At 65.8% G+C, this 26,734-nt stretch carries 28 protein-coding genes; 16 read left to right on the forward strand and 12 right to left on the reverse strand.

Annotated features, from left to right (window positions below; translation table 11 throughout):
* Positions 1–52: 52 nt before the first annotated feature.
* The 4 genes from ASE72_RS03225 to ASE72_RS03240 form a co-directional block, all read right to left on the reverse strand.
* Entirely contained in the window at positions 53–670 is a 618-nt protein-coding gene (locus ASE72_RS03225) for a glutathione S-transferase family protein (RefSeq protein ID WP_056016573.1), read from the reverse strand.
* Positions 671–794: 124 nt separating this feature from the next.
* On the reverse strand, positions 795–1,664 hold the full coding sequence (locus ASE72_RS03230) for a dienelactone hydrolase family protein (protein ID WP_056016576.1): 870 nt from the start codon (positions 1,662–1,664) through the stop codon (positions 795–797).
* Positions 1,665–1,697: 33 nt separating this feature from the next.
* Entirely contained in the window at positions 1,698–2,762 is a 1,065-nt protein-coding gene (locus ASE72_RS03235) for an MBL fold metallo-hydrolase (protein WP_056016579.1), read from the reverse strand.
* Between the two features lie 145 nt (positions 2,763–2,907).
* On the reverse strand, positions 2,908–3,585 hold the full coding sequence (locus tag ASE72_RS03240) for a DUF1013 domain-containing protein (protein ID WP_056016582.1): 678 nt from the start codon (positions 3,583–3,585) through the stop codon (positions 2,908–2,910).
* A gap of 384 nt (positions 3,586–3,969) precedes the next feature.
* Here ASE72_RS03240 and ASE72_RS03245 point away from each other — a divergent pair, with 384 nt between their 5' ends.
* Positions 3,970–6,540: a GAF domain-containing hybrid sensor histidine kinase/response regulator gene (locus tag ASE72_RS03245; RefSeq protein WP_056016584.1), complete on the forward strand. Its 2,571-nt coding sequence runs from the start codon at positions 3,970–3,972 to the stop codon at positions 6,538–6,540.
* Positions 6,541–6,543: 3 nt separating this feature from the next.
* On the opposite strand, the gene ASE72_RS03250 is transcribed toward ASE72_RS03245, so the two are convergent.
* Positions 6,544–7,611, reverse strand: a complete 1,068-nt coding sequence (locus ASE72_RS03250; RefSeq protein ID WP_082445757.1) for a glycosyltransferase family 4 protein — start codon at positions 7,609–7,611, stop codon at positions 6,544–6,546.
* A 41-nt stretch (positions 7,612–7,652) separates the two neighbouring features.
* The gene (locus tag ASE72_RS03255; RefSeq protein WP_056016587.1) at positions 7,653–8,531 is read right to left on the reverse strand and encodes a UDP-2,3-diacylglucosamine diphosphatase; all 879 of its coding nucleotides are present in this window, start codon (positions 8,529–8,531) and stop codon (positions 7,653–7,655) included.
* A gap of 176 nt (positions 8,532–8,707) precedes the next feature.
* Between ASE72_RS03255 and ASE72_RS03260 the strand changes: the two genes are divergently transcribed.
* Positions 8,708–8,971 carry a hypothetical protein gene (locus tag ASE72_RS03260; RefSeq protein WP_056016590.1) on the forward strand — a complete coding sequence of 88 codons (264 nt, stop codon included), beginning with the start codon at positions 8,708–8,710 and terminating at the stop codon, positions 8,969–8,971.
* A 145-nt stretch (positions 8,972–9,116) separates the two neighbouring features.
* On the opposite strand, the gene ASE72_RS03265 is transcribed toward ASE72_RS03260, so the two are convergent.
* Positions 9,117–10,130: an NAD(P)H-quinone oxidoreductase gene (locus ASE72_RS03265; protein WP_235532203.1), complete on the reverse strand. Its 1,014-nt coding sequence runs from the start codon at positions 10,128–10,130 to the stop codon at positions 9,117–9,119.
* Positions 10,131–10,203: 73 nt separating this feature from the next.
* On the opposite strand from ASE72_RS03265, the gene ASE72_RS03270 reads away from it, so the two are divergent.
* The 14 genes from ASE72_RS03270 (at position 10,204) to ASE72_RS03335 (ending at position 24,423) form a co-directional block, all read left to right on the forward strand.
* Positions 10,204–10,398: a DUF1192 domain-containing protein gene (locus tag ASE72_RS03270; protein WP_031394982.1), complete on the forward strand. Its 195-nt coding sequence runs from the start codon at positions 10,204–10,206 to the stop codon at positions 10,396–10,398.
* A 143-nt stretch (positions 10,399–10,541) separates the two neighbouring features.
* Positions 10,542–12,866: an ATP-dependent Clp protease ATP-binding subunit ClpA gene (gene clpA / locus ASE72_RS03275; RefSeq protein WP_056016596.1), complete on the forward strand. Its 2,325-nt coding sequence runs from the start codon at positions 10,542–10,544 to the stop codon at positions 12,864–12,866.
* Between the two features lie 100 nt (positions 12,867–12,966).
* On the forward strand, positions 12,967–14,688 hold the full coding sequence (locus ASE72_RS03280) for a sensor domain-containing diguanylate cyclase (RefSeq protein WP_056016598.1): 1,722 nt from the start codon (positions 12,967–12,969) through the stop codon (positions 14,686–14,688).
* Positions 14,689–14,713: 25 nt separating this feature from the next.
* Positions 14,714–14,911: a hypothetical protein gene (locus tag ASE72_RS03285; RefSeq protein WP_056016601.1), complete on the forward strand. Its 198-nt coding sequence runs from the start codon at positions 14,714–14,716 to the stop codon at positions 14,909–14,911.
* A gap of 99 nt (positions 14,912–15,010) precedes the next feature.
* Entirely contained in the window at positions 15,011–15,250 is a 240-nt protein-coding gene (locus ASE72_RS03290) for an exodeoxyribonuclease VII small subunit (RefSeq protein WP_056016604.1), read from the forward strand.
* A 7-nt stretch (positions 15,251–15,257) separates the two neighbouring features.
* A complete protein-coding gene (locus ASE72_RS03295) occupies positions 15,258–16,157 on the forward strand; it encodes a polyprenyl synthetase family protein (protein ID WP_056016606.1) in 900 nt (299 codons plus the stop codon).
* A 20-nt stretch (positions 16,158–16,177) separates the two neighbouring features.
* A complete protein-coding gene (gene coaD / locus ASE72_RS03300) occupies positions 16,178–16,714 on the forward strand; it encodes a pantetheine-phosphate adenylyltransferase (RefSeq protein ID WP_056016610.1) in 537 nt (178 codons plus the stop codon).
* A 123-nt stretch (positions 16,715–16,837) separates the two neighbouring features.
* The gene (locus ASE72_RS03305) at positions 16,838–17,566 is read left to right on the forward strand and encodes a peptidylprolyl isomerase (protein ID WP_056016613.1); all 729 of its coding nucleotides are present in this window, start codon (positions 16,838–16,840) and stop codon (positions 17,564–17,566) included.
* A gap of 7 nt (positions 17,567–17,573) precedes the next feature.
* Positions 17,574–18,599 carry a tRNA preQ1(34) S-adenosylmethionine ribosyltransferase-isomerase QueA gene (queA, locus tag ASE72_RS03310; RefSeq protein ID WP_056016616.1) on the forward strand — a complete coding sequence of 342 codons (1,026 nt, stop codon included), beginning with the start codon at positions 17,574–17,576 and terminating at the stop codon, positions 18,597–18,599.
* Between the two features lie 7 nt (positions 18,600–18,606).
* The gene (locus tag ASE72_RS03315) at positions 18,607–19,059 is read left to right on the forward strand and encodes an EF-hand domain-containing protein (protein WP_156350083.1); all 453 of its coding nucleotides are present in this window, start codon (positions 18,607–18,609) and stop codon (positions 19,057–19,059) included.
* A complete protein-coding gene (gene tgt, locus ASE72_RS03320; protein ID WP_056016622.1) occupies positions 19,059–20,204 on the forward strand; it encodes a tRNA guanosine(34) transglycosylase Tgt in 1,146 nt (381 codons plus the stop codon). Before ASE72_RS03315 ends, tgt begins: the two co-directional genes overlap by 1 nt.
* A gap of 9 nt (positions 20,205–20,213) precedes the next feature.
* Positions 20,214–20,429 (forward strand): hypothetical protein, encoded by a 216-nt coding sequence (locus ASE72_RS03325; protein ID WP_235532204.1) that lies wholly within the window; start codon positions 20,214–20,216, stop codon positions 20,427–20,429.
* 8 nt (positions 20,430–20,437) lie between these two features.
* Complete coding sequence (locus ASE72_RS03330; protein ID WP_056016626.1) at positions 20,438–23,266, forward strand: M16 family metallopeptidase; 2,829 nt, start codon at positions 20,438–20,440, stop codon at positions 23,264–23,266.
* Between the two features lie 143 nt (positions 23,267–23,409).
* The gene (locus ASE72_RS03335; RefSeq protein ID WP_056016629.1) at positions 23,410–24,423 is read left to right on the forward strand and encodes a cell wall hydrolase; all 1,014 of its coding nucleotides are present in this window, start codon (positions 23,410–23,412) and stop codon (positions 24,421–24,423) included.
* 22 nt (positions 24,424–24,445) lie between these two features.
* On the opposite strand, the gene ASE72_RS03340 is transcribed toward ASE72_RS03335, so the two are convergent.
* From ASE72_RS03340 to ASE72_RS20605, 5 genes are all read right to left on the reverse strand, one after another.
* The gene (locus ASE72_RS03340) at positions 24,446–24,670 is read right to left on the reverse strand and encodes a hypothetical protein (protein ID WP_056016632.1); all 225 of its coding nucleotides are present in this window, start codon (positions 24,668–24,670) and stop codon (positions 24,446–24,448) included.
* Positions 24,671–24,770: 100 nt separating this feature from the next.
* Positions 24,771–24,983 (reverse strand): cold-shock protein, encoded by a 213-nt coding sequence (locus tag ASE72_RS03345; protein WP_031394996.1) that lies wholly within the window; start codon positions 24,981–24,983, stop codon positions 24,771–24,773.
* A 243-nt stretch (positions 24,984–25,226) separates the two neighbouring features.
* Positions 25,227–25,640, reverse strand: a complete 414-nt coding sequence (locus tag ASE72_RS03350) for a glycine zipper 2TM domain-containing protein (protein WP_156350085.1) — start codon at positions 25,638–25,640, stop codon at positions 25,227–25,229.
* Between the two features lie 99 nt (positions 25,641–25,739).
* Complete coding sequence (locus tag ASE72_RS03355) at positions 25,740–26,210, reverse strand: DUF3597 domain-containing protein (protein ID WP_056016634.1); 471 nt, start codon at positions 26,208–26,210, stop codon at positions 25,740–25,742.
* An 87-nt stretch (positions 26,211–26,297) separates the two neighbouring features.
* Positions 26,298–26,615, reverse strand: coding sequence for a hypothetical protein (locus ASE72_RS20605; RefSeq protein WP_056016637.1), 318 nt, complete (start codon positions 26,613–26,615; stop codon positions 26,298–26,300).
* Positions 26,616–26,734 lie beyond the last annotated feature (119 nt).

Consider the following 26,734-nt stretch of genomic DNA (forward strand, 5'->3'; position numbering starts at 1 on the left):
GCGCCGCGCCTGACAAGGCCGGCAGACGGATCAGCCCTGTCGTCGTTCGATGCTACGACGCTGCGGGGGTAATCAGGGCATCGTCAAGCGCGGCGGCGCGGAGATAGGCTGCGCGTCCGGTCAGCTTCGCCGCGTAACGGACGAAGCCATCGGTTTTCGGCAGCGACCCGAATTGCAGGCCCCAGATCACCTGCGATCCGACATAGACATCCGCTGCCGTAAACCGAGCGCCAGCGACATAGTCATGGGCCGAGACCCCGCTTTCGAGCGTCGTTATGGCGGCGTCGAAGCTGCCATAGCCGACCATCCGCTGCTGATCGTCGGTCGGGACGACCCCGAGCGAACGGTTGGTGATCGCGGCTTCGACCGGACCCGCGGCGAAGAAAAGCCATCGGTAGTAATCGGCGCGCTCGTCATCGCGCGGGGCGAGATCCGCCCCCGGAAACGCGTCGGCGAGATACGCACAGATCGCCGCGCATTCGGTGATGACCTTGCCGTCATGCACGATGGCGGGCACCTTCCCCATCGGGTTGACCGACCGATAGGCCTCTGCCTTCATCGTCGACGCATAGTCGAGCACCACCGCCTCATAGTCGGCGCCGACCTCCTCCAGCATCCAGCGGGCGATCCGACCGCGCGACATCGGGTTGGTATACAAGATCAGCGTCATGACCGGCTCCCTTGGAACGTAACGCGAACATCACATGCCAAACACGAGGCGTCAAGCGTGACGCCCCGCGCGCATGATGGAAACCATTCCGGGGCCGGCTGCCCGCCCCTGTTCTCTCAGTCGATCAGACCAGTGCCCGGCCGAACAGCGCGAGCATGCGTCCCCACGCCTTGTCCGCCTGGACCGGATCATAGACCTTGCTGTCCGGGGGGCACCAGCCATGCATCGTCCCGGCATAGACCTCGATCTCGGCGGGGCGCCTGGCGGTCGCGAAGGCCGTGCGCAGCGTATCCTTTTCGGTCGGTGCGCGGGCATCGTCGTTCGCGGCGATCGCGATCAGATACTGTGCCTGCGTTTTCGGGATTAGCAGATGCGGGCTGTCGGGCGTATCGGTGACGAAGCCGCCGCCGTGGAAGGTTGCCCCGGCGCGGATGCGGTTCGATACCGCCGCAGCGGTGCGCAGGACCATCGGCCCGCCCATGCAATAGCCCGTCGTTGCCATTCCCCGCTTGCGATCGACCTGAGGCTGCGCGTCGATGAACGCGGCAAAGGCCTTGGCGTCGCGGACGGTTGCGTCGGGCGTGAGCGCCTCGCGGAACGGCGCGATGCGCGCGCGAACGGCCGGCTGGTCATACGACTCACCGGGAGCGAGGAACGGCGATCTGGTCGAGCGGTAGAACTGGTTGACGACGAGGACGGCGTAGCCCGACTGCGCGAGCCGGTCCGCCATCTGTCTGAAGGCAGGACGCAGCCCCATCACGTCGGGCCAGACGAGGACGCCCGGATGACGGCCGGTCGCGGGTGCGACGAAATAGGCGTCGGCCTTTCCGTCCGCCGTCGTGATGGTCACATCGCGCCCGGCGATTGCCGCGGCATTGGCAGGTGCAGGAAGCAGCATCGCCAGCCCTGCCGCACCGGTCATCGCACCGAATTGCCTGCGCGAAACGCCGGCGAGGAATATCGCGTTGTCGTCAGCGGTATGCTCGTCGCACATGGGCCTCTCCTGCCGATTTTGCGGCACGCTAGACTAGTCGGCGCGCCACCACCACACACCATCGACGATTTCGCGGACCGCGCGCCGCTCCACCTCGAGGCGGCGCAGATGCGCCAATGCCTCGCCCGTCGCCATACCGAGCATGTCGGGGCCGATCGCGCGACGGAACAGCCGCGAGAAGCAATCCGTCGCACGCCGCGGCTCGGCCAGGAAGATGGCCAACTCGTCTAGGCGTTCGCGGTGTTCGCGGTCCATCGCATCGAGCCTGGTGTGAAGCCCGGTAAAGGGATCGCCGTGCCCCGGCAGGACGAGCAGGTCGTGCGGCAGCGTCTTCAGCTTGGCGATCGAGGCAAACCATTCGCCAAGCGGATCGGCCCCGGGTTCCGTGACGCCAAGCGATACGTTGGGGCTGATCCGCGGAAGGACCTGGTCGCCGGCGATCAGGATGCCGTCCGTCTCGTCGACAAGACAGGCATGCTCGACACTGTGCCCAGAGCCGGTGACGATCTGCCACTGGCGATCACCGATCTCGAGGCGATCGCCGTCCTGAAGCCGGTCGTAGCTCAGCGGCAATTGCGTGATGATCCTGCGGAAGCCCGCCCAGCCCTTTGCCGCGGCATGCGCGATCTGCGCATCGTCCCACCCCGCGCCGCGCCAGAATGCCAGCATCTCGTCCGGCACCGCATCGCGCGCATCCGCCGCCAGCATGCGCGCCGTAAGCCACTCGCCCCGGGTCATGACGAGCGGTGCCGCATGACGATCGCAGATCCAGCCGGCGAGGCCGATATGGTCGGGGTGAAAATGCGTTCCGATCAGGCGGGTAACGCGTACCCCGGACTTCGGGCCGGCGAACACGGCCGTCCAGGCATCGCGCGCTTCGGGCGTGTTCATCCCGGTATCGACCAGCGCATCGCCCTCGCCGTCCGCAAGCAGCCAGCAATTGACGTGGCGGAGCGGACCGGGGATCGTGAGGCGCACCCAGTCGATGCCGGGTGCGATCTGAAACACGTCGCCATGTCCAGGCTCGACCCCGCCCAAAGGATAGGTCAGCCCCTTGTGGCAGATCGGTGCGGGCATCGTGTCTGGAAGCGTTGCCATGCGTTGCGGATAGCAACGGATCGCGGGCGGAGATAGTCCCCCACCAGCTTAACGCGGTCCGCGCATGCCGCCCCGCGTCACCCCCACGTCAGCGGCGCCGCACGCCTGCCGCACCGGGATGACGCGGGCATGCGCGTTGATCAGATCAGCGCTTGAAGGGATCGTCGAACAGCGGCTTGACCGGGAGTACGCCGCCTTCGGCGACGAACTGCGCGTCGGCCGCAGCCTGGGTACGCTCGTTGCGGAGCTGTTCGAGCAGCGCCTCGCGGTCGCCTTCGAGACGCGTGTCGGTCGGCGCTTCCATCCCGGCCGCCTTGGCAGCCTTGGCGACTGCGGCATCGAGCTCACGCTGCGACGTCAGCCCGAGCGTGACCGGATCCTTTGGCGTGATATTCGCGATGTTCCAGTGGCTACGATCCCGGATCGCCGCGATCGTCGTCCGCGTGGTCCCGATCAGCAGCGAGATCGCGCCGTCGGTGATTTCCGGGTGATTGCGGATGATCCAGGCGATGCCATCGGGCTTGTCCTGCCGCTTCGACACCGGGGTGTAGCGCGGGCCCTTGGTGCGGCGGACCTGATCGGGGCCCTTGATCATCTTGAGCTGATAGTCGGGATCGGCCGCGCCCTTGTCGATCTCCTCCTGCGTCACCTCATGCGCACGCACAGGATCGCGACCGGTCAGCTTGGTCGAGGTCGTGTCATCGGCGATCGCCTGGATCTCAAGGATGTGCAGACCGCAAAAATCCGCGATCTGCTCGAAGCTGAGCGCGGTATTATCGACCATCCAGGCGGCGGTCGCATGAGGCATGAGCGGCTGGGCCACGGCGAGAACTCCGTAAAAATACAAAGGGCCGCCCCTTTCGGAGCGGCCTGACATGACACACGACTTAGTGCGCACGCGGCTAACAGGCAAGCGCGCAAGCGAAACACCTGCCATCTCGCTACCTGCAAATCGTTACAAAGAGGTTCCCCGGTCCCGCGCCACCGACGCCGGCCTGTCCCGCCCCGTCATGAGCCGTTTTCAGGCGTATCTTCACGTTGCGAGGCCTTCGCTATTTCCCTACGTATGAGGGGCTTAGCGAAACGAACGAGAAAGCGGCCGTTGAACGATACGCGCGTGCCACCTGCGGAAACTTTGCCGGGCAGTCCGAGCCATGCCGACGAAGCGTTGGCGGGAGCGGATACCGCTGCCCTTCGCCCGGACATAATGGCCGCGCCGGACGCGATCCCGCATACCGCCGACGCCGAACGCATCGCAGCCCAGCTGGTCGGGCAGGACACGGGTACCGACCCGTTCGTGGCCGCGGTCCGCGCCACGCGAATGCCGATGATCATCACGAACCCACGGCTGCCCGACAACCCGGTCGTCTTCGCCAACGGCGCGTTTTGTCGCTTGAGCGGCTATACGCGCGAGGAGATCCTCGGACGGAACTGCCGGTTTCTGCAGGGGCCTGAAACCGACCCTGCGACCGTCCGTCGCATCCGCGATGCGGTTGAATCGGTGCAGCCGATCGAGATCGACATCCGCAACCATCGCAAGAACGGCGATCCCTTCTGGAACCGGCTGCTGCTCGCGCCGGTCTATGACACCGAGGGGATCCTCGCCTATTTCTTCGCGAGCCAGGTCGATGTCACGCTGGAACGCGAGCGGCTGCACGGTCTGGAGGCGAGCAATGCCTCGCTGATGGCCGAGCTGACCGACCGTCTGCGAACGCAGGAGGAGCATGAGCGCGAGCTCTCGTTCACGCTCAAGGCGGCGCGGTTCGGCACGTGGAGCCTCGAAATCGCCAGCAGGCAGCTGACCCCGTCGGAGACGTGCAAGGAGCTGTTCGGGCGTCCCGTCGACGAACCCTTCACCTATGACGATCGGCTGGAGGCCATTCATCCCGACGACCGGGCCAAAAGCATCGCCGAGCTGGACCGCTGCGTCGCGGAGGGAACGGATTATGACGTCGTCTACCGCGTCTTTCGTCCGGATGGCGAGATGCGGTGGATCGCCTCGCGCGGACAACCCTTCTTCAATGCCCAGGGGATCGCCATGCGGATTGCCGGGGTGTCGATGGACATCACCGACCAGCGCATGAGCGACATCCGCCGCGACGCCCTCACCGAGCTTGCGGATGTCTTTCGCGACGTCGAGCAGCCCGACGACATATCGTTCGCTGCGGCCCAGATCATCGGCCGTACGCTGGGGGCGAGCCATGCCGGCTATGGCAGTATCGATCCGCAGACAGAAACGATCGCCATCGAGCATGACTGGCACATGCCCGGTATCGACGCCTTGTCCGGTGAGTTCCAGTTCCGCGATTTCGGATGGTATATCGACGACCTGAAACGCGGTCAGGAAGTCCATATCAACGACGTGCGCGTCGATCCCCGCAGCCAGGCGACGGCGCCTGCGCTTGAGGCGATCAGCGCCCGATCGCTGATCAACATACCGTTGACCGAATCCGGCGAGCTCGTCGCAATCTTCTATCTTGCCGGCGCGACGGAACGACGCTGGCACGCCAATGAGGTCGCATTCGTCCGTGAAGCGGCCGAGCGGACCCGGATCGCGGTCGAGCGGCGCCGCGCCGAGCAGCGGCTGGCCGCACTGGCAGCATCGCTCGAACAGCAAGTCGCCGCGCGTACCGGCGAGTTGCAGCAAGCCGAGGATGCGCTTCGCCAGTCGCAGAAGATGGAGGCGGTCGGCCAGCTGACCGGCGGGGTCGCGCACGACTTCAACAACCTGCTGACGGTGATCCGGTCCGCAACCGACCTGCTCAAGCGCCCCGAGCTAAGCGCCGAGCGTCGTGTGCGGTATATCGAGGCGATATCCGACACCGCCGATCGCGCCGCGAAGCTGACGGGGCAGTTGCTCGCGTTCGCGCGGCGACAGGCGCTTCAGCCGGAGGTCATCGACGTCGGGCAGAGCCTGACCGTCATTTCCGACATGCTGGGAACGCTCACGGGATCGCGCATCGTCATCAGCGTGGACGTTCCCGATGTCCCGTGCCTGACCAATGTCGACCCCAGCCAGCTCGATACCGCGTTGATCAACATGGCGGTCAACGCGCGCGACGCGATGAACGGTGCCGGGCGCATCGACATCGCCGTCAGAACCGCGGCGTGTATTCCCGCCGTCCGGGCGCATCCCGCGGTGCAGGGTCGTTTCGTCGCGATCTCGATCACCGATAGCGGAAGCGGGATCCAGCCCGACCAGCTCGACCGGATCTTCGAGCCGTTCTTCACGACCAAGGGCGTCGGCGAGGGCACGGGGCTGGGGCTCAGCCAGGTCTTCGGTTTCGCCAAGCAATCGGGTGGAGACATCACCGTGGAAAGCGATGTCGGCCACGGCGCGTGTTTCACGCTCTATCTGCCGCAGGCCGATGAGCAACGCATCCCCGACGCCGACGACCCCACCGAGGCGCTCGCGGACGGCCACGGCACGTGCGTCCTCGTCGTCGAGGACAATCGCGAGGTCGGCACGTTCACGACCCAGTCTTTGTCCGAGCTGGGCTATGTCACGGTGTGGGCGGCGGACGCGCAGGAGGCGCTCGCCGAACTTGGCAAGGATGCGAAGCGGTTCGACATCGTGTTCTCCGATGTCGTGATGCCTGGCATGAACGGCATCGACCTCGCCAAGGCGATCCGCGCGGCGCATCCGGAATTGCCGGTCGTCCTGACGTCGGGATACAGCAATGTCCTCGCGCAGAACGGGACCCACGGCTTCGAACTGCTGCACAAACCCTATTCCGTGGAGCAGCTTTCGCGGCTGTTGCGCAAGGCGATGGGCTGAACGCTACGCGGCGATCTGGCCGATATGCGACGCGAGATAGACGTCGTGATCGACCTCCGCCCCGTGCCGGGCAAAGGGGACCAGCGCGTGCACGAACTGCCGCGCGCTCGTTGGCCAGTTGAACCGCGCCGCATATGCCGCACACGCCCGTGGATCACAGGTCAGCGCCCGCGCGATGGCGACCTCGAGCGTGTCGTCCATCGCGCCGACGCGGGGATCGAGCACATCGATAGGCCCGGTCACGGGATAGGCCGCGACGGGGGTCCCGCATGCAAGCGCCTCGATCATCACCAGGCCGAACGTATCCGTGCGACTGGGGAAGACGAGGACGTCGGCGCTGCGATATGCCGCCGCGAGCTCATGTCCCGACCGCGGCCCCAGAAAGACCGCGTCGGGAAAACGGCGGGCCAGTGCCGCGCGCGCGGGGCCCGCACCGACGACGACCTTCGTTCCGGGATGCGGCGATGCCAGGAACGCCTCGATGTTCTTCTCCACCGCGATGCGCCCGACATACAGCAGGATCGGTCCCGATAACGCCGTGATCGACGGATCGCGCGCGCCGTCCAGCCCGAACTGCGCGAAGTCCACCCCCCTGCCCCATTGCCGTACCCGGTCGAGCCCGCGCGCGCGCAGGATGTTGGCGACGGAGGGCGTCGAGACGAGGATCGACTGCGCCGGGCGATGGAACCAGCAGATATACCGCCAGATCCAGTCGGGATTGGCGCCAGTCCGTGCAGCGACATAATCCGGAAATTGCGTGTGATAGGCGCTGGTGAACGGCAGGGCGTTCGCCATGCACCAGCTGCGCGCGGCAAGGCATACGGGCCCCTCGGTCGCGAGGTGGATCGCCTCGGTGCCGAACGCCTCGATCATGCGTCCGACGACCTCCGACCGTGCCAGGGCGAGCCTGATCTCGGGATAGGTCGGGCACGGCATCGAGACGAACGCTTCGGGGGAAATGATCAGGACATCGTGCCCGATCGATTCGAGTTCACGCTTTACCGCGTGCAGCGTGCGGACCACACCGTTGACCTGCGGGCTCCACGCGTCCGTGACGATTGCGATGCGCATCGATATTCTCCGTGACGATTCCCGAAGGGAAGCATGTGAGGTCAGGCGGCAATCGCGAGCGACGACGCATTCGCGCTATCGCGGTGGCGGGCGGCGATCTCGTCCGCCCAGTGGAGCAGTTCCATCCGGCCGTCGAAATGCTCGACCAGCGCGGTGCATCCTTCGACCCAATCACCGTCATTGTAATACGCGATGCCGGCTATCTCGCGCATCTCGGCCGTGTGGATATGGCCGCAGACGACGCCTTCCACCCCGCGAACGCCCGCCGCATGCGCGACGACCTCCTCGAAGTGCGAGATGAACGCGACCGCGTTCTTGACCTTGGCCTTGGCATGCTTCGACAAGGACCAATAGGGCATGCCCAGCCGCCGGCGTGCGGCGTTGACCCAGCGGTTCAGCCCCATCAGCATCGTGTAGGCGGCGTCGCCGATATGCGCGACCCAGCGGTGCGCGAGCGTGATCGCATCGAACTCGTCGCCGTGCAGCACGAGCAGGCGGCGGCCGTCGGCGGTCTCGTGGATCGCCTTGCGGCGGATCGCGATGCCGCCGAAGTCGAGCCCGGAATATTGGCGGAACACCTCGTCGTGATTGCCGGGAATGTAGATGACGCGCGTGCCGCGCTTGGCGCGCTTGAGCAGACGCCAGAGCACGTCGTTATGCGCGTCCGGCCAGTAGAATTTCTTCTTCAGCCGCCAGCCGTCGATCATGTCGCCGACGAGATACAGCATCTCGCTGTCGACATGATCGAGGAAGTCGTTGAGCATCGCCGCATTGCAGCCGCGCGTGCCGAGATGGACGTCGGAGATCCAGATCGTCCTGTATTGCCGCCGTTCGACCACCGGCTCGGGTTGCGCGGGACGCGAATGGATGAAGTCTGCGATGTCGGTGATCTCGGCGATCGGAAACGTGACGGCGTCCATGGGCATGCCCCGCTAAACTGTTCCTTATCCGCTGGATTAGCCGGCTATTGTGACACCATCGCCGCAGTCCGGTGACCGTTCGATGTCAGTCGGCCGGGCTTTGCGGGCCGACCGGCAAACGCATTGACGAATCCCTGCCAAGCTGAACTATGGCCGCTTCCAAAGGGAGAACCACCGTGACGTTCCGCTTCAAGACCATCGCCGCCACAGCCGCCGCCGTCACCTTGATGGCAGCACCCGCGACCGCATCGGCCGCCAATCGCGCCGCATCGCTGTCCGTCGCCAAATCCGCACCCGCGCGCACCGGCACGGTCACGACCGGGAAGAACAGCCTCGCCGAGGGCCCGACCGCGACCTATGTCAGCATCGGGATCCTTGCCGCACTCGTGGTCGGCGTGCTGCTCGCGACGGGCGGCAGCGACGATTCCGACAGCAACTAAGCTAAAGGTGCGGGAGCCGGCGGTGTCGAAGGCCGGGCCATAACCACACCGCCGCGCCGCGCTCGAACAGCGGGTGGAAGGTTTGCCTCATCGTCACTCTGACCTTGTCAGGGCGACGGTGAGCTGTGCCCCCGCCGTGGCACGATCATTCCATCGTCAACACGATCTTGCCGACATGGTCGCCCGCTTCCATCCGGGCATGCGCGGAGGGCGCGTCCGCAAAGGCAAAGACACGATCGATCACCGGCTTTACCTGACCCGCCTCGACATGGGGCCAAACGGTACGCGCCAGCTCGTCCGCGACCAGGCATTTGAAGGCGGTGTCGCGTGGGCGCAGCGTCGATCCCGTCAGCGTCAGGCGGCGGCGCATGATCTCGAACAGCGGTACCGTCGCGGTTGCCCCCGCCTGAACCGCGATCGACACGTGACGGCCGTCGTCGGCCAGACATTTGAGGTTGCGCGGGACATACTCGCCGCCGACCATGTCGAGCACGACGGCGACGCCTTTGCCGTTCGTGATCTCAGCGACGCGCTCGACGAAATCCTCAGACTTGTAGTCGATCGCGTGCGTCGCGCCGAGGCTCAGCGCCGCTTCGCATTTTGCCTTGGATCCCGCGGTCACGATGATGTCGATGCCGAACACGTTGCACAGCGCGATCGCCATCGTGCCGATTCCGCTCGTGCCGCCATGGACGAGGACGGTGTCGCCTTCGGTTGCATAGCCGCGCTCGAACAGGTTGGTCCAGACCGTGAAGAGCGTCTCGGGGATCGCCGCCGCTTCGACCATAGACAGCGCGACAGGAACGGGGAGGCACTGCCCGAACGGCGCGACGGCGTATTCGGCATAGGCCCCGCCGCTGATCAGCGCGCAGACGGGCTGGCCGATCTGCTCCTGCCCCACGCCCTCGCCGACCGCGATGATCGTTCCTGCGATCTCCATGCCGAGGATCGAAGGGGCCCCGGGCGGCGGCGGATACTTGCCCTGCCGCTGCATGACCTCGGGGCGGTTGACGCCTGCAGCGGACACCTTGATCAGCACCTCGTCGCGGCCCGGACGCGGGACGGGACGATCGCACAGGATCAGCACGTCGGGGCCGCCGGGCTCCTTCGGGTCGATCGCCTTCATGACGTCAGGCACGGTGTTGGCTAGTGATGGCATCAGATCGACACGCCCCTTTAGATTCCCGTGCCTTATTGACATCACACCGGTGCGGGTCAACGTTGTACGCACGATGGATCCGGATGACGCCCCTTCCCGTCCCGACGACTTTCTCGACGCTCTGGTACGTCAGGATATCGATTCGCTGTCGGTCGCCGAACTCGATGCCCGTATCACGGTGCTGCAGGGCGAGATCGCGCGCTGTCAGCTGAAAAAAGATCGGGCGATCAGCCATCGCGCCAGCGCCGACGACCTATTTAGACGGTGAACCCCGCGGCCACGTCTCGGCGGTCCGCTTTCGGGCGGCAAAGGAACGCAGGGCGGCTGGGTCAAGTGCTTGATGCGATCGATTACAGTTCCGACATAGTGGCAAAGGGCGTGCGGTTTCGCGGCCCGACAGGAGTAATGTAAATGCCATCATTTGCACCCGCCCTCGAGACCACGCTGCACAAGGCGCTCGAGGCCGCGTCGTCCCGGCGCCACGAATATGCGACGCTCGAGCATCTGCTGCTCGCGCTGATCGACGACGAGCATGCGTCGAAGGTCATGGGCGCCTGCAATGTCGACCTTGGCGAGCTGAGGACCACGGTCGCGCATTATCTCGATACCGAGCTCGATGCGCTGAAGGTCGATGCCGCGACCGATCCCTCGCCGACGAGCGGGTTCCAGCGCGTCGTCCAGCGCGCCATCCTCCATGTCCAGTCCTCGGGCCGCGACGAAGTGACGGGCGCCAACGTGCTCGTCGCCTTGTTCAGCGAGCGCGAGAGCTATGCGGTCTATTTCCTGCAGCAGCAGGACATGAGCCGGCTCGATGCGGTCAGCTTCATCAGCCACGGCGTCGGCAAGGGCGGCCAGCAGCCGACCGAAGCCTCGACGCCAAAGGGTGCCGACGACGAGAAGCCGGCCAAGGGACAGGAGAAGGGCAAGACGGAAAGCGCGCTCAAGCAATTCACGGTCGACCTCAACGAGAAGGCCAAGGCGGGCAAGGTCGATCCCCTGATCGGGCGCGGGCCGGAGGTGGATCGCACGATCCAGATCCTGTGCCGCCGGTCGAAGAACAACCCGCTCTATGTCGGCGATCCCGGCGTCGGCAAGACCGCGATCGCGGAAGGCCTGGCGCGCAAGATCGTCGAGGGCGACGTGCCCGACGTGCTGCTGCCCGCGATCATCTACTCGCTCGACATGGGCGCGTTGCTGGCGGGGACGCGGTATCGCGGCGACTTCGAGGAGCGTCTGAAGGCGGTCGTCAACGAACTCGAGAAGCTGCCCGATGCGGTGCTGTTCATCGACGAGATCCATACGGTGATCGGTGCCGGCGCGACCAGCGGCGGCGCGATGGATGCATCGAACCTGCTCAAGCCCGCACTCAGCGGCGGCACGATCCGGTGCATCGGCTCGACCACGTACAAGGAGTTCCGCAACCACTTCGAGAAGGACCGCGCGCTGCTGCGGCGCTTCCAGAAGATCGACGTGAACGAGCCGACGATCGAGGACACGATCAAGATCCTGGCGGGTCTGCGCTCGGCGTTCGAGGATCACCACAACGTCAAATACACCCCCGACGCGATCAAGTCGGCGGTGGAGCTGAGCGCGCGCTACATCAACGATCGCAAGCTGCCCGACAAGGCGATCGACGTGATCGACGAGGTCGGCGCGATGCAGATGCTGGTGGCCCCGAACAAGCGCAAGAAGACGATCACCCCCAAGGAGATCGAGATGGTCATCGCGACCATGGCGCGCATCCCGCCAAAGTCGGTGTCGACCGACGACAAGCTGGCGCTCGCCACGCTCGAGACGGATCTGAAGCGCGTGGTGTTCGGGCAGAACGCGGCGATCGAGAAGCTCAGCTCGGCGATCAAGCTGGCGCGGGCGGGCCTGCGCGAGCCGGAGAAGCCGATCGGCAACTATCTGTTCACCGGCCCCACCGGCGTCGGCAAGACCGAAGTCGCCAAGCAGCTCTCGACGATCCTCGGCATTCCGCTCCAGCGGTTCGACATGTCCGAATATATGGAGCGGCATTCGGTCAGCCGGCTGATCGGTGCGCCCCCGGGCTATGTCGGGTTCGACCAGGGCGGTCTGCTGACCGATGCGGTCGACCAGAACCCGCATTGCGTGCTGCTGCTCGACGAGATCGAGAAGGCGCATCCCGACCTGTTCAACATCCTGTTGCAGGTGATGGATAACGGGCGTCTGACCGACCAGCACGGCAAGTCGGTCGATTTCCGCAACGTCATCCTGATCATGACGACCAATGCGGGCGCGAGCGACATGGCGCGCGAGACGGTCGGCTTCGGCAACCTGACGCGTGAGGGCGAGGACGAGCAGGCAGTGCAGAAGATGTTCACGCCTGAGTTCCGCAACCGTCTCGATGCAGTGGTGCCGTTCGGTTACCTGCCGACGACCGTGGTTGCGCGCGTCGTCGACAAGTTCATCCTGCAGCTCGAACTGCAGCTGGCGGACCGCGGCGTCCATATCCAGCTGGACGACGAGTCGAAGGCATGGCTGACCGAGAAGGGCTATGACAAGCTGTATGGCGCGCGTCCGATGGGCCGCCTCATCCAGGAGAAGATCAAGCAGCCGCTCGCCGAGGAGCTGCTGTTCGGCAAGCTCGTCCATGGCGGCGAGGTCACGGTCAAGATGAAGGACGGCGCATTGTCGTTCGCGATCGAGAGCGCGGCCCCCAAGAAGCCCAAGAAGAAGGGCAAGCCCGAGGCCGTCGCGGTCAAGGAAGACTGACGAAGGTGCAGAAGCCGGCGGCGCAATGGCGTCGCCGGTTTTTCTGTGTCGATGCCCCGGCGTTTACGGTTAATTGGCTAACGCGGCCTATAGCCGCCGCATGCAAACCCAGGCTTTCCTGCGAGCGGTCATCGCCGCGCTGATCGTGATGATCGGCCTGTGCGTGTCGCGGCCCGCGGCGGCGCTGCCGGGGACGCCACTCGCAACGTGCATAGTGCCTGCCAAAGCCGGCATGGCGGCGGCCAGGCTTTTTGAGAATACCGGGCAATTCGATTGCCGGACGTCACAAGCCCGGTTTGGCTCGGGTGATTTCTGGGTTCTGTCGCAACGCCTCCCCGACCTCGGTTCGCGCGGGGCAAACATACGCTACGGCAGCGTCTGGATGTCGCGCATCACGCTGTACGTTCGCTATGCCGATGGCGTCGTCCGGCAGAGCAGCTTCTCCTCTCGCACGGCCTCGCAGGTGCTCAAGCTCGGTGCGGTGTTCAGCCAGCGCCTGCCGCCGCGTCGATCGCCACCGATCCAGCTTCTGTGGCATGTCGAAGGCTCGGCCAATTTCCGTGGCGTGATATTGGGCCCGTCGATCGTCGACGATTCTGAAGGCGCGAGAACGCAGACCCTTCGTGCCGCGTTGTACGGGGCATTCGCCGGGATGGCGATCGCGTTGATCGTCTACAATCTCGCGCTCTGGGGCGCGTTACGTCAGGCGTATCAGCCGGCCTATTGTCTTCTCATGCTCTGTCTCCTTGCCTATGCCGCCACCTCCTCGGGCGCCATTGCGCACGTCTTGCCTGGCCTCGACAACAACGATCGTCAGAAATTGAGCGTGCTCTTGCTCGCATCCTCGGCGACCGCGGCGCTCATGTTCGCGCGGACGTTCTTCGAACGGGCGGTCTTTGCCGGCTGGCTGCGGACCGTCAGCAATGCCGTCATGGCCGCGCTGATGAGCCTGGCGGTGGTGTGGGGGCTTGCTGCGCCGGTTGCTTTGCGGACTGCCGATACGGCCATGTCGCTTGGCTACCTTACATTGATGCTCCTCGTCCCCGTCATTCTGTGGCGCGCATGGCGGGTGCGCAGCAATTATCTGTGGCTGTTTGCCTTGGCGTGGGGGGCGCCGATCGTCATGGCGGGGCTGCGCGTCGCGAACAGTTTCGGGCTGATCGGCTGGCGGCTGTGGCTCGACAATTCCACGATCCTTGCGATGGCGATCGAAGCGCTGCTCTCGAGCATCGCAATCGCCTACCGTATCCTGCTGCTAAGCCGCGAACGCGATGCCGCCCGAGAGAAGGAAATCGAGGCCCGGCTGCTCGCCGACACCGATCCGCTGACGGGGTTGCTCAACCGGCGTGCGTTTCTGTCACGCGCGATCGGCCGGACGGGGGAGCAGGTCCTGCTCATCGTGGACATCGACCATTTCAAGCGTGTCAACGAAACCATCGGCCATGACGGCGGCGACGAAGTGCTTCGGGTGTTTGCCCGCGCGCTCCGGTCCGCGCTTCCCCCGGAGACGCTGGTCGCGCGGGTCGGCGGCGAGGAGTTCGCCATCGTGGGGGACGCGGCGACGTCGGTGCCGCCCAACGCGATCCTCGAGCGGATTCGCCGCGAACCGATGCCGTACGACGTGCAGGTCACCGCAAGCATAGGCTGCTGTACCGGCCCGTTGCTGCGCGAGACGGACTGGAAACTGCTGTACCGCGAGGCGGATCGCGCGCTTTTTGCCGCAAAGGCGGCAGGACGCGACCGTGCGCGCCACGCGATCGATCATGGCCCCTCGCCGGACCGGCAATCCTGGAATGAAGTCTTGTCAAGATCGGCACCATAGGTCACGGTCCTGCCGGGGGAAGATCATGCGAAATCGAAAGCTCGCGCTTACAGTCATCGGAGTAAGCCTCGCGGTAGTGGCACTACGCCATCCGACCGCAGACTTCCGGCTGATCACGCATGATCGGTCCGATCCTGCGCCACGGCGCATGCAGGCCGCGGTCGATCTTGGCCTGGTCGGCGTCTCGATACTCTACACCTGGACCGTCGACCGACTGCATTGAGCGGTGCGCGGATTGGCAGGCGCCGTGGTTTCGCCGGGGCGCAGCTTCTTGCATCACGCATCCTTGACCCCCGTCGCGCCCCTGCCCCATAGCGACGCCATGGACACGCCGACCGAAGACCTCTCGTTCGAAGAGGCACTGAAAGAGCTCGAGAAGATCGTTGCGCAGCTCGAGAGCGGCGACACGCCGCTCCAGCATGCGATCGAGCTTTATGAGCGTGGCAACAAGCTGCGCCAGCGGTGCGCGGATCGCCTCGACGCAGCGCAGGCGCGGATCGAGGCCATCCGGCTCGACGGCGAAGGCAATCCGGCAGGGGTGCGCCCCTTTGTCGCTGGTTGAGGCGACCATGAGCGCCATGCCATTGTCGCTCGCCGATGCCCTCGCCGACGTTTCGGCAGAGATCGACGCGCGATTCGATACGCTGCTTGCGGTGCCCGGCGATCCGCGTGCCGACCTGTACCGCGCGATGCGTCATGCCGCGATCGGTGGCGGAAAGCGCCTCCGTCCATTGCTGGTCTTTGCCACCGCCAACCTGTTCGGCGTCGACAAGGATAGCGCCGCGCGCGTCGCGACCGCGCTCGAGGCGATTCACGTCTATTCGCTGATCCACGACGACCTGCCGGCGATGGACAATGACGACATGCGCCGCGGCAAGCCGACGGTGCACAAGGCGTTCAGCGAGGCCTGCGCGATCCTCGCCGGCGATTGCCTCCATGCGCTCGCATTCGAGATACTCGCGGACCCCGCGACGCATCCCGATCCGTTCGTCCGTGCCGATCTCGTCCTCGACCTCGCCAAGGCGGCGGGCCCCGCCGGAATGGCGGGCGGGCAGATGATGGACCTCGAGGCGGACAGCAACCGGTTCGACCTGAACACGGTCACCAGGCTTCAGCAGATGAAGACCGGCGCACTGATTTCCGCATCCGTCGAAGCGGGCGCGATCCTTGGCAAGCTCCCGCCCGAGGGGCGTGTCGGGCTGCGGGGCTATGCGCATGATCTGGGGCTTGCGTTCCAGATTGCCGACGACCTGCTCGACGCCGAGGGTGACGAGGCGGTAGCGGGCAAGAAGCTCCGCAAGGACGAAGGCGCGGGCAAGGAAACGTTCCTGTCACTGCTCGGCGCAGACCGTGCGCGCGAACAGGCGCATATGCTCGTCGACCAGGCGATTGCGCATCTTCATGCCTATGGGCAGGAAGCCGACCTGTTGCGCGATATCGCGCGCTTCGTCCTCGAACGCGACCGCTGACCATTTCCGGGGATCCGATCATGACCGCAAGTCCAGAACCGCAGCGGGTCAAAGGCGCGCGGATTGGTGTCTACCCGGGCACGTTCGACCCGATCACGCTCGGCCATATGGATATCATCCGGCGCGGCGCGAAGCTCGTCGACCGGCTGGTCGTGGGCGTGACCACGAACGCGTCGAAATCGCCGATGTTCACGATCGACGAGCGGCTGGCGATGGTCCGCCGCGAGGTCGCGGGCGTGGACGGCGACGTCGAGGTGGTCGCGTTCGATTCGCTGCTGATGGACTTTGCCGAGCGTGAGGGCGCGCGCGTGATCGTGCGGGGGCTGCGCGCGGTCGCGGACTTCGAATATGAATATCAGATGGCGGGCATGAACCAGCAGATCAATCCGCGCGTCGAGACGGTGTTCCTGATGGCCGACGTCGCGCTTCAGCCGATCGCGAGCAAGCTGGTCAAGGAAATCGCGCTGTTCGGCGGGGATATCGGCAAGTTCGTACCCGCAACGGTCAGCCACGAGGTCGTCGACCGCGTGACGCTGATCGGTCGCAAGGGAAGTTGAACCGATCGCCTGCGTTCGGCGTGATGTTCAGTTTGGCGCAAGCGAGGATTTGCTCTAAGCGGCCGCTTGAGAGTTCGGGGCTGCTTCGACGTCGTTCGTCCGGCCAATGCGAGTAGGGATTTGATGCGCTTTTTCGCCGGTATGCTTGCGGTTCTCGGGTCCCTGTTGACGGTTCCTGCGACAGCCCAGATCATCGATCCCAATGTTGCCGGTCGCGCCACGCCACCGCTGACGACGGACACGCAGAACCTGTTGCTGCTCGACCTGTCGACCGGCGGACGCGTCACGATCTGGCTTCGTCCCGACGTCGCGCCGCTGATGGTCGAGCGGGTCAAGACGCTGACGCGCCAGCATTTCTATGACGGATTGCCGTTTCACCGCGTGATCGACGGGTTCATGGCGCAGGGCGGCGATCCCAAGGGCGACGGCACCGGGGGCTCGCCGCTGCCCGACGTGAAGGCCGAATTCAACTATCTCCCGCATGTGCGCGGCGCCGTGTCCGCGGCCCGCTCGGAGAAGGAAGACAGTGCGAACAGCCAGTTCTTTATCGTTTTCCAGCCGCGGCTGAGCCTCGACAAGAAATACACCGTCTTCGGTCGCGTGATTGACGGCATGCAATATGTCGACGCGATCGAACGCGGCGAGCCGCCGGCGAATCCGTCGCGGATCACGCATGCCTATATCGCCGCTGACAACCCGCCGGCCTATGTCGCCGGGCCGGTCGTCGCGCCGCCGGCGCTGGGCGCCCCCGTGACGCTGCCGGGCACCGCCACCGGACCTGGCGTGGCCAAGCCGAAGCTCGCGCCGGTGCGCAAGCCACCCGTCGCCAAGAAGGCGGCTCCAAAGAAGTGAGATTGCGTTGAACGTCGACCTTTTCGACTTCGACCTGCCGCCCGAAAACATCGCGTTACGCCCCGCGGCGCCGCGCGATGCGGCGCGTATGCTGGTTCTCGATGGCGCCACGACGCGTGACGCGGGCGTCGCCGATCTCCCGCAAATGCTGCGGCGCGGTGATCTGCTCGTGTTCAACGACACCCGCGTGATCCCCGCGCAGCTCGACGGTCGACGGGGGGACGCGAAGATCGGCGCGACGTTGCACAAGCGCGAAGGACCCCGGCGATGGCGCGCATTCATTCGCAATGCGCGGCGATTGCGCGATGGCGACGTGATCGACTTCGGTGCCGACGTCAGCGCCACGGCCGTCGACCGCGAGAGCGACGGCAGCTATGCGCTCGAATTCGCCGGTGACGAGCCGCTCGAACTGCTGCTCGATCGCGTCGGGCACATGCCCCTGCCCCCGTATATCGCCGGCAAGCGGGCGACCGACGCGCGCGATGCCGACGACTATCAGACGATGTTTGCCGCCGAGCCGGGCGCAGTCGCAGCGCCCACCGCCGCCCTCCACTTCACGCCCGCGCTGATTCAGGCACTCGCCGATGCGGGTGTCGAGCATGCGACGCTGACGCTTCACGTCGGTGCCGGCACGTTCCTGCCGATGAAGGCGAACGATACCGACGATCATCGGATGCACGCCGAATGGGGCCGGATCGATCCGCAGACGGCGGACCGACTGAACGCCGTTCGCGCTTCTGGCGGGCGCGTCATCGCGGTCGGCACGACCTCGTTGCGGCTGATCGAGAGCGCGACGGGGGATGATGGCGTGATCAGACCGTTCGAGGGCGACACCGCGATCTTCATCACGCCGGGCTATCGCTTTCGCGGGATCGACGGGCTGGTGACCAATTTTCATCTGCCCCGCTCGACCTTGTTCATGCTGGTCTCGGCACTGATGGGTCGCGAGCGGATGCGGGCGGCGTATGCGCATGCGATCAGCGCGCATTATCGGTTCTACAGCTATGGCGACGCCAGCCTGCTGCTGCCATGACATGCCCATGCTGATACCCCTGATCCTGGCGCTGCAGGCGGTGCCCGCGGCACCGGCTGCCGGCGGCGCACAGCCGCCATCGACCATCTTCGCCGAACCAGCCGCGCTGTTCATCGCGGCATGCGATGGCGAAAACGACGCGCGGGTAACGCAACCGGAGCTCAACGCCTGCCTCGCCCGCAGCTTTGCCACCGCCGAAGGCGCGAGCACCGGCAAGATCGGGTATATCTCCTATGCCGACTGGTCGTTGAAATGGCTGGGTGATCGCAACGCGCTCCCCAGCCCGTTCGAGGTCGACCGCGATGGCGACAATGCGATCACGCTCGTCGAACTGCAGGCGCGGTTCGCGCAATTCTTCAGCCGGTTCGACCGAAATCGCGACGGCGTTCTCGTCCGCGAGGAATTGCTGACGATCCGCAGTTTCGCGCCCAACGCCCCCCCGCGCAGCAAGCGCCGCTGATGGACAATCCCGTGCCCCCCCGCTTCACGTTCACCATTGCCGCGACCGACGGCGCCGCCCGGACCGGCCAGATTGCGATGCAGCGCGGTATCATCCGCACACCCGCCTTCATGCCGGTCGGGACCGCGGCGACGGTGAAGGCGATGAAGCCCGACGAGGTCGCAGCAGCGGGCGCCGACATCATCCTCGGCAACACCTATCACCTGATGCTGCGCCCCGGGGCGGAACGCGTTGCACGCCTCGGCGGGCTGCACGATTTCATGGGCTGGTCGAAGCCGATCCTCACCGACTCGGGTGGCTATCAGGTGATGAGCCTGGCGGATCTGACGAAGCGGTCCGAGGAGGGCGTGTCGTTCAAGTCCCACCTCGACGGTACGCGCCACCTGCTCAGCCCCGAACGGTCGATCGAGATCCAGCGGCTGCTCGGTTCGAACATCGTCATGGCGTTCGACGAACTCGTTCCGACGACCTCGACGCGCGAGGTTCAGGCGGCGGCGATGGAGCGCTCGATGCGCTGGGCCAGACGATCCCGCGATGCGTTCGACGCCGGCGGCGCACACGCCGAAAACAACGCGATCTTCGGAATCCAGCAAGGCGCGCTGAACGAGTCCTTCCGCAAGTCTTCGGCCGATGCGCTGATCGAGATCGGCTTTGACGGCTACGCGGTCGGCGGTCTCGCGGTCGGCGAAGGCCAGGAGGCGATGTTCGGTTGCCTCGACTTTGCGCCGGGGCAATTGCCCGTCGACAAGCCGCGCTATCTGATGGGGGTCGGCAAGCCCGACGATATCGTGGGTGCGGTCGAGCGCGGGATCGACATGTTCGACTGCGTCATGCCGACGCGCTCGGGGCGCACCGGACAGGCATTCACGCGCACCGGGCCAATCAACATCCGCAATGCCAAATTTGCGGAGGACCAGACTCCGCTTGAAGCGGGCTGCGCCTGTCCGGTGTGTGCGACCTGGAGTCGTGCCTATCTTCATCATCTCGTCCGCGCAGGCGAGATGCTTGGCGCTATGTTGATGACCGAGCACAACATCTGGTTCTACGAGACATTGATGGCCGACCTGCGTGCAGCGATCGCAACCGGCACGCTGACGCAGTTCGCAAATGGTTTTCGAGCGGAGTATGCTCGCAAATCGAGTTAGGAGAGTGACGTGACCGATCCCATCACCACGAATACCGACAACGATACCCCCAACGAGATCCTGGCCGCCGCGAAGGAAGCCAAGCTCCATGCGGAAGCGGCCGCGAAGGCCACCGTGGAAAAGGCCAAGACCTGGCCGCTCGGCAAGATCGGGCTCGGCGTCGGTATCGGCTCCGCCGCGATCGCCGGTGCAGTGCTGTTCAACCGTTCGCGCAACCCCAAGTAAGGATACCGATGCGCCTCCTCCGCTCCGCCCTGCTGCTCACCGCAGCCTGCTGGCCCCTGGCGGCGGTGGCGCAGACCGCTCCGACCGCGCAAGTCGCGGTCAAGCCGATTGCCTTCAAGGAGCGCGTGCTGCCCAACGGGCTGCGTGTCTATGCGATCCGCGACACCGGCACGCCCAATGTGTCGGTGCAGGTGTGGTACGATGTCGGATCGAAGGACGACCCCACGGGCAAGTCCGGCTTTGCGCACATGTTCGAACATCTGATGTTCAAGTCGACGCGCAACCTCGTCTCCGAGCAGATGGACCGGCTTACCGAAGACGTCGGCGGCTACAACAACGCGTCGACGAACGACGATTACACGAATTATTACGAGGTCGTGCCAGCGAACCATTTGCAACGGCTGCTCTTTGCCGAAGCGGACCGGATGGCGAGCCTGGTCGTCGAACCCACGAGCTTCGCGTCCGAGCGCGACGTCGTGAAGGAGGAATTGCGTCAGAGCACGCTCGCCCGTCCTTACGGGAAGCTGTTCTCGCTCTATTACCCGGCGCTTGCCTATCAGGCGCATCCCTATGCGCGCGGTACGATCGGCAGCCTCGAGAATCTCGAGGCGGCGGGGATCGACGATGTCCGCGCATTCCACGCGACCTATTATCGGCCGGACAACGCGGTCCTCGTCGTCTCCGGCAACTTCGATCAGCAACAGCTGGACGGCTGGATCGACAGCTATTTCGCGAAGATCAAGAAGCCGGCCGGGGCTATCCCGCGCGTGACCGTCGCCGAGCCAGCGCGGGCCAAGGCGATATCGCGGACGGTTTATGAGCCGAACACGCCGCTGCCCGCCGTGCTGATCAGCTATCATATTCCTGCGGACCGCGATGCGGACATCCCCGCGCTCAGCGTCCTGAAGGCGGTACTTGCGACCGGGGAGAGTTCGCGACTCTACGAATCCGTCGTCTATCGCCAGCAACTGGCGCAGTCCGCGGACGCGATGCTCGACAGCAAGCAGTCGACCGGCAATCTCGCGGTCTACGCCATCATGGCGGGCGGCAAGACCGCGGCCGACGGCGAGGCTGCGCTGAAGGCCGAAATCGGGCGACTGCGGGATGCTCCCGTCACCGCTGCCGAACTCGCGGAGGCGAAGAACGAGATCCTGACCCAGTCGATCCAGTCACGCGAGACCGCGGAGGGCAAGGCGAGCACGCTGGCCGCCTCGGTGATCATCGACGGCGACCCGCATGCCGCCGACCGGCAACTTGCCGAGATCGCGCGCGTGACCGCAGCAGACGTCCAGCGCGTCGCACGCAAATATCTGGCCGACGCCCAGTCCGCGACGATCCGCTACCTGCCGCTCGCATCGAAGCCGAATGATGCGGCCGCGACGCCGATCGAAATCGCCCAGACGGTTCGCGTTGCCGACCTCACGGCTCCGGCGAACATCACGGTGGTCACGCCCGCGCCGGAGGCGGAGCGGATCCAGCCCCCGGCTCCCGGCACACAGGTCGCAACGACGATCCCGCAACCGACCGAGACGCGGCTGGCAAACGGCATGCGGCTCATCACGGTCGAACGCCACGACCTCCCGATCGTCACCGCCTATCTCGTGACGTCGGGAGGAGCGGCAACCGATCCGGCCAACCGCGCGGGTGCCAGTGCGATGGCTGCCGGGCTGCTGACCAAGGGGACCAGGACCCGGTCGGCGACGCAGATCGCCCGGCAGGTCGAGGGCCTCGGCGGCGCGATCAGCAGCGATGCGGCGAGTGACGGCGCGTCGGTCGACGTGACGGTCAAGGCCGACCAACTGGCCCCGGCGCTCGCGATCCTCGCCGATGTCGCGATCAACCCGGCCTTTGACCCGGCCGAGATCGAGCGCGCGCGGACGCAGCAGATCGATGCCGTCGCGCTCGCGCTGAAGAACCCGGCACAACTCGCCGCTTTGGTCGCCGATCGCGCAGTCCTCGGCACGTCGCCCTACGGCGCACCGATCGATGGTACACCGGCCTCGCTCAAGGCACTGACGCGCGCCGACATCACCAAGGCCTATGCAACCAGCTTCCGGCCCGACCAGGCGACGCTGATCATGGTCGGTGATGTCACCACAGCCCGCGCGAAGGCGTTGGCAGAGGCGCAGTTTGCCGGCTGGAAGGCCGCCGCTGCGGCAACCCGGCCCATCCCGCCGATCGCCTATCCGTCACCGCGCGTGATCGTCGTCGACATGCCCGAGGCCGGTCAGGCCGGCGTGGTTGTGGCACGCCCGACCATCGCACGGTCGGACAGCCGCTATTACCCGCTCGCGGTCGCCAACACGGTGCTGGGCGGCGGCTTCTCGTCCCGCCTCAACCAGGAAATCCGCATCAAGCGGGGACTCGCCTATGGCGCAAGCAGCGGGCTCGATGCGGGGAAGACACAGGGCACCGTAGCAGCGCGGACGCAGACCAAGAACCCGACCGCAGCGGAGGTCGTGACGCTGATCTCGGCCGAAATGGCGCGGATGGGTTCCGCCCCGGTACCGCCAGGCGAACTCGACACGCGCAAGGCCGTGCTGATCGGCGGTTTCGGTCGCACGATCGAGACGACATCGGGCGTCGCGGCCATCTTGGGCGCCTATGTCCAGAACGGTGTCCCGCTCGGCGAGTTGCAGCGTTTCACCGGTGCGGTCGGGTCCGTCGATCCGGCAGCGGCACAAGCGGCCGCGGCGGCGTTGCTCGATCCAAAGGCTGCAAGCATCGTCGTCGTCGGCGATGCGAAGCAGTTCATCGAGCCGCTGCGGAAGGCCTATCCAACGGTCGAAGTCATCCCCGAAACCGCATTGAATCTCGACACCGCAGCGTTGAAATGATCGGCGGCGAGACGCGTCTCCGATCGGGACGCGTCTGGCGATCGGTAGCGGATCGGTAGGACATCATCTGCTATGGCAGCCGCGGTTCGAGTGCGTGGAAGAAGGATGACGCTGCGGTGCGCGGTTTGGCGTGGAGAGGATCGATGCATGCCCGTGCGTGGCTGGTTGCGGTAGCAGCCGGCGGCACGATCGGTGTCGGGCTGTCGGCACACGCTGCCTATCGTGCCATCAGCGAACATCCGGTCGACTCGACCGTCACCAGCAGCGCGGCGGCGGGATATGAACGGCAGGATCATTTCCCCGGCGCCGCGCTATTCTATGCCGCACAGGATGCCGCGGCGCCTGCGACCGGAGCTACGGGGACGACCGATCTGCCCGCGCTGCCCATCAGCGCAACACTAGTTGGCGGCGATGACGGCGTCGTCGCGGCGCGTCCCTTTTCGATGGCGGGGACGAGCACGACCGATCGCAACCGCGCGCTGCTGTGTCTGACGACCGCGCTGTACTACGAGGCGGCATCCGAACCCGATGCGGGCCAACGTGCGGTCGCACAGGTGATTCTCAACCGCGCACGCCATCCGGCTTTCCCGGCGACGGTGTGCGGCGTCGTGTATCAGGGCGTCCACACGAACACCGCATCGGCAGGGTGCCAGTTCAGTTTCGCATGCGACGGGGCGACGATGCGGATACCGGCGCGGGCCGCCTGGGCACGCGCGGCGCGTAACGCCGGGATGGCGCTTGCCGGCTATGTCTACGCCCCGGTCGGACTGGCGACGCATTATCACACCTATGCGGTCACGCCCGCCTGGAACCGTACGCTGGTCATGACGGACGTCGTCGGCGCGCATTTCTTCCATCGCTGGAAGGGATATTGGGGAACGGCGGCGGCATTCAGCCAGCGTTATCATGGGGGAGAACCCGTGCCCGGCGGGACGTCCGGCGGGGTTCTGGAGACACCGCCCGTGTTACCGGTGTCGGTGGTCCAAAGCGCCCGGACGGACGCGTCGCCGTCGTTGATCGCGCCAGTGGTCCTGAGCGATGCGCAGCCGGCCTATCAAAAGAGCGGTGAAGTGCGAGAAGAAAAGAACACTGCTGACAGACTGCCACCGCGTTCCGAGATACTCGATCGCTGGAAGGATTCGGGCAAGCCGTTGTGACCGCCCGGTCCTGAGCAGCAAGTTATTCGGCGGGCGCCATCGTTACCATCGACATGCGCTCTCCGCCCGGGGGAGCGGCTTCACGCGCGGCGCGCAGAATCTGCGTACGCTCGGCGCGGTTGGCCATGTCGTCCCATGCCTTTTCGGCACGGCGGCAGCGATCGCGGACATTGTCGAGCTGCGCGGCATCGCCGTTGCGACGCTCTTCTTCGGCACGGGCACGGTAAAATTCGGGATTGTCGGCCATCGTGCGTGCTCCTGAGGAGATCGGAGCGCACCATCGTGTGACGGCGGCATCCGCAATAGAGTGGCGCGACGACCCGTATGATCGTCGCGCCGTGGCCGAATCAATCGGCCGGCTGGAGGTTCACGGCCGACTGCTTGCCACGCTTGTCGGGCTCGAGCTCGTAGGTAACGCGCTGGTTCTGGTTCAGCGTCGGCATGCCGGCGCGCTCGACCGCGGTGATGTGCACGAAGGCATCATTGCCGCCGCCATCCGGCGCGATAAAGCCATAGCCCTTGTCGGCGTTGAAAAACTTGACGGTTCCGGTGATAGCCATGCGTTGGCTCCTTCTAATTAAGGGCATCCGAGGTTCGGACGACCCATGCCGCGGAGCAGGGAAAGAAGGAGAAAGGTGCCGCAAAGCGCCAAGAACCGTCGATATGCGACTGTAGCAAACTGCAATATGGTCCACATGCCCCGGAATTGCAAATCGCCGGGCCATTTTATCGGCGCAAAAACCTGTCCGTCGGGCAGGCGCGACGGCGATCACCGTCCGCCGCCCCTGCCCGCCGGATCCCGGTCAGCGGCAGCGCGCCGGGCTGTTGCCGCGATCGACCGCGCGCCCCGCGAGCGCACCGCCAGCGGCACCGAGCACGGTCCCGAGCAGCCCCGAGCCGCCCGGCGCGATGACGTTGCCGAGCACGCCGCCCGCGACGCCGCCGACGATCAGCCCCGTCGTGCCGTCGTTGCGACGGCAATAATAGCGGCCGTCATTGCCGCGATAGACACGGTCGTTGTTCGACAGGCGGCGCTCACGATAACGACGGTCGTCGCGGTAGTAGCGGCCGGCGTCATAGCCGCCATAGGCGGGATCGGGCGCGTTATAGTCATAGCTGCGATAGCGCGGATCGACGCCGTAGCGGCTGCCCCCGTCACCGACGCAGCCGGCAACCAAGGTGGAGGCGGCCAGGAGGCCAAGCGTCATAGCACGCATCTATCGTTTCCTATCAGGGGGTTGGTGATATCACCCTAATGATCGGCGCCGCGTTTTTGTTGCGCGGCGCCGTCAGCTTGTACGTTTCGCCGGTATGGCTCAGTCCTGGAGCGACGCGGGCACCGTGCCGCCATTCTTGGCGAGCTCGCGCATCACCGCCTTGTGCAGCCAGATGTTCATCTCCGCGCTGCCATCCTTGGCACCCGAATAGCCGAGCTCGGTCGCGAGCTCCTTGCGGTTGTCGAGGCTCGAATCGAGATCGAGCAGCTTCATCAGGTCGACGATCGAGCTGCGCCAGTTGAGATCCGACCCCTTGCGCGACGCGATCCCCGAGAGGACGGCCTCGACATCGACGGGCTGCGCCGCAGCGGGCGCGGACTGCGGGATCGCCTGGGGCTGCGCGGCCTGTCCCTGCGGCGCAGCGGGTGCCGCCGGTGCGGCGGGCTTCGGGGCGGCGGGCGTGGGTGCGGCGGACGTCGGCGCGGCAGGCTTGGGCGTGCCGAAATGGCCGCTGCCGAGCGGGCCCTTTTCGCCGAAGATGGCCGACTTGATCTTGCTGAAGATGCTCATGGGGTATTCCGATTCCTCGTGGATGGCACAGCACGAACGTTCGGAACTGGCTTTGGGTGCGTCGCCGACGCGCAGGCCAGGTGCGGCTCAGCTGTTGAGCGTCCCCCGGTCGGCGACCAGCGACGGCGCCGGCCCGGTCGCCGGGCGCAGCGACTCGCGCTCGGCCTTGGTCGGCACCGCGGTCGGATCGGGCCGGAACGCCTCGGGCGCACGATCGTCCGCGCCGGGGCGTGGCTTGTCGAGCGCGAGGTCGGGCGCAGCATGCTCCGCCGGATTGCCCTTCGATCGCAGGAACACCGCAAGCAACGCACCGCCGAGCCCGATCGCCGCCGCCCCGAACGCGAGCGCGTTGCGACCGAACGTCTTGGGCTTGGGCGGCGTATGGGGATGGCGAGGCTTGGTCATGCGCGTGTCCTTGTGATGAGGCCGGGAAACGGGCGGCCATGCGGCCCGGTTCCGCCGCGGAAGGTTCGCGCGGCGGCGGGGCTTCAGGCGTAACGCTGGCGGGCGTGGAGGACGGCGAG

It is taken from the genome of Sphingomonas sp. Leaf20, from assembly GCF_001421535.1.
Taxonomy (GTDB): Bacteria; Pseudomonadota; Alphaproteobacteria; order Sphingomonadales; family Sphingomonadaceae; genus Sphingomonas.

Coding starts and splice junctions, on each gene's coding strand:
- tgt (WP_056016622.1), top strand. CDS start 19,059: ATGGACAATCCCGTGCCCCCCCGCTTCACGTTCACCATTGCCGCGACC.
- ASE72_RS03250 (WP_082445757.1), bottom strand. CDS start 7,611: ATGCGCATCGCAATCGTCACGGACGCGTGGAGCCCGCAGGTCAACGGT.
- ASE72_RS03345 (WP_031394996.1), bottom strand. CDS start 24,983: ATGGCTATCACCGGAACCGTCAAGTTTTTCAACGCCGACAAGGGCTAT.
- ASE72_RS03280 (WP_056016598.1), top strand. CDS start 12,967: ATGCAAACCCAGGCTTTCCTGCGAGCGGTCATCGCCGCGCTGATCGTG.
- ASE72_RS03235 (WP_056016579.1), bottom strand. CDS start 2,762: ATGGCAACGCTTCCAGACACGATGCCCGCACCGATCTGCCACAAGGGG.
- ASE72_RS03285 (WP_056016601.1), top strand. CDS start 14,714: ATGCGAAATCGAAAGCTCGCGCTTACAGTCATCGGAGTAAGCCTCGCG.
- ASE72_RS03305 (WP_056016613.1), top strand. CDS start 16,838: ATGCGCTTTTTCGCCGGTATGCTTGCGGTTCTCGGGTCCCTGTTGACG.
- ASE72_RS03290 (WP_056016604.1), top strand. CDS start 15,011: ATGGACACGCCGACCGAAGACCTCTCGTTCGAAGAGGCACTGAAAGAG.
- ASE72_RS03340 (WP_056016632.1), bottom strand. CDS start 24,670: ATGGCCGACAATCCCGAATTTTACCGTGCCCGTGCCGAAGAAGAGCGT.
- ASE72_RS03350 (WP_156350085.1), bottom strand. CDS start 25,640: ATGCGTGCTATGACGCTTGGCCTCCTGGCCGCCTCCACCTTGGTTGCC.
- ASE72_RS03255 (WP_056016587.1), bottom strand. CDS start 8,531: ATGGACGCCGTCACGTTTCCGATCGCCGAGATCACCGACATCGCAGAC.
- ASE72_RS03330 (WP_056016626.1), top strand. CDS start 20,438: ATGCGCCTCCTCCGCTCCGCCCTGCTGCTCACCGCAGCCTGCTGGCCC.
- ASE72_RS03355 (WP_056016634.1), bottom strand. CDS start 26,210: ATGAGCATCTTCAGCAAGATCAAGTCGGCCATCTTCGGCGAAAAGGGC.
- ASE72_RS03295 (WP_056016606.1), top strand. CDS start 15,258: ATGAGCGCCATGCCATTGTCGCTCGCCGATGCCCTCGCCGACGTTTCG.
- clpA (WP_056016596.1), top strand. CDS start 10,542: ATGCCATCATTTGCACCCGCCCTCGAGACCACGCTGCACAAGGCGCTC.
- ASE72_RS03270 (WP_031394982.1), top strand. CDS start 10,204: ATGGATCCGGATGACGCCCCTTCCCGTCCCGACGACTTTCTCGACGCT.
- ASE72_RS03225 (WP_056016573.1), bottom strand. CDS start 670: ATGACGCTGATCTTGTATACCAACCCGATGTCGCGCGGTCGGATCGCC.
- ASE72_RS03335 (WP_056016629.1), top strand. CDS start 23,410: ATGCATGCCCGTGCGTGGCTGGTTGCGGTAGCAGCCGGCGGCACGATC.
- ASE72_RS03230 (WP_056016576.1), bottom strand. CDS start 1,664: ATGTGCGACGAGCATACCGCTGACGACAACGCGATATTCCTCGCCGGC.
- ASE72_RS03245 (WP_056016584.1), top strand. CDS start 3,970: ATGGCCGCGCCGGACGCGATCCCGCATACCGCCGACGCCGAACGCATC.
- ASE72_RS20605 (WP_056016637.1), bottom strand. CDS start 26,615: ATGACCAAGCCTCGCCATCCCCATACGCCGCCCAAGCCCAAGACGTTC.
- coaD (WP_056016610.1), top strand. CDS start 16,178: ATGACCGCAAGTCCAGAACCGCAGCGGGTCAAAGGCGCGCGGATTGGT.
- ASE72_RS03315 (WP_156350083.1), top strand. CDS start 18,607: ATGCTGATACCCCTGATCCTGGCGCTGCAGGCGGTGCCCGCGGCACCG.
- ASE72_RS03265 (WP_235532203.1), bottom strand. CDS start 10,130: ATGCCATCACTAGCCAACACCGTGCCTGACGTCATGAAGGCGATCGAC.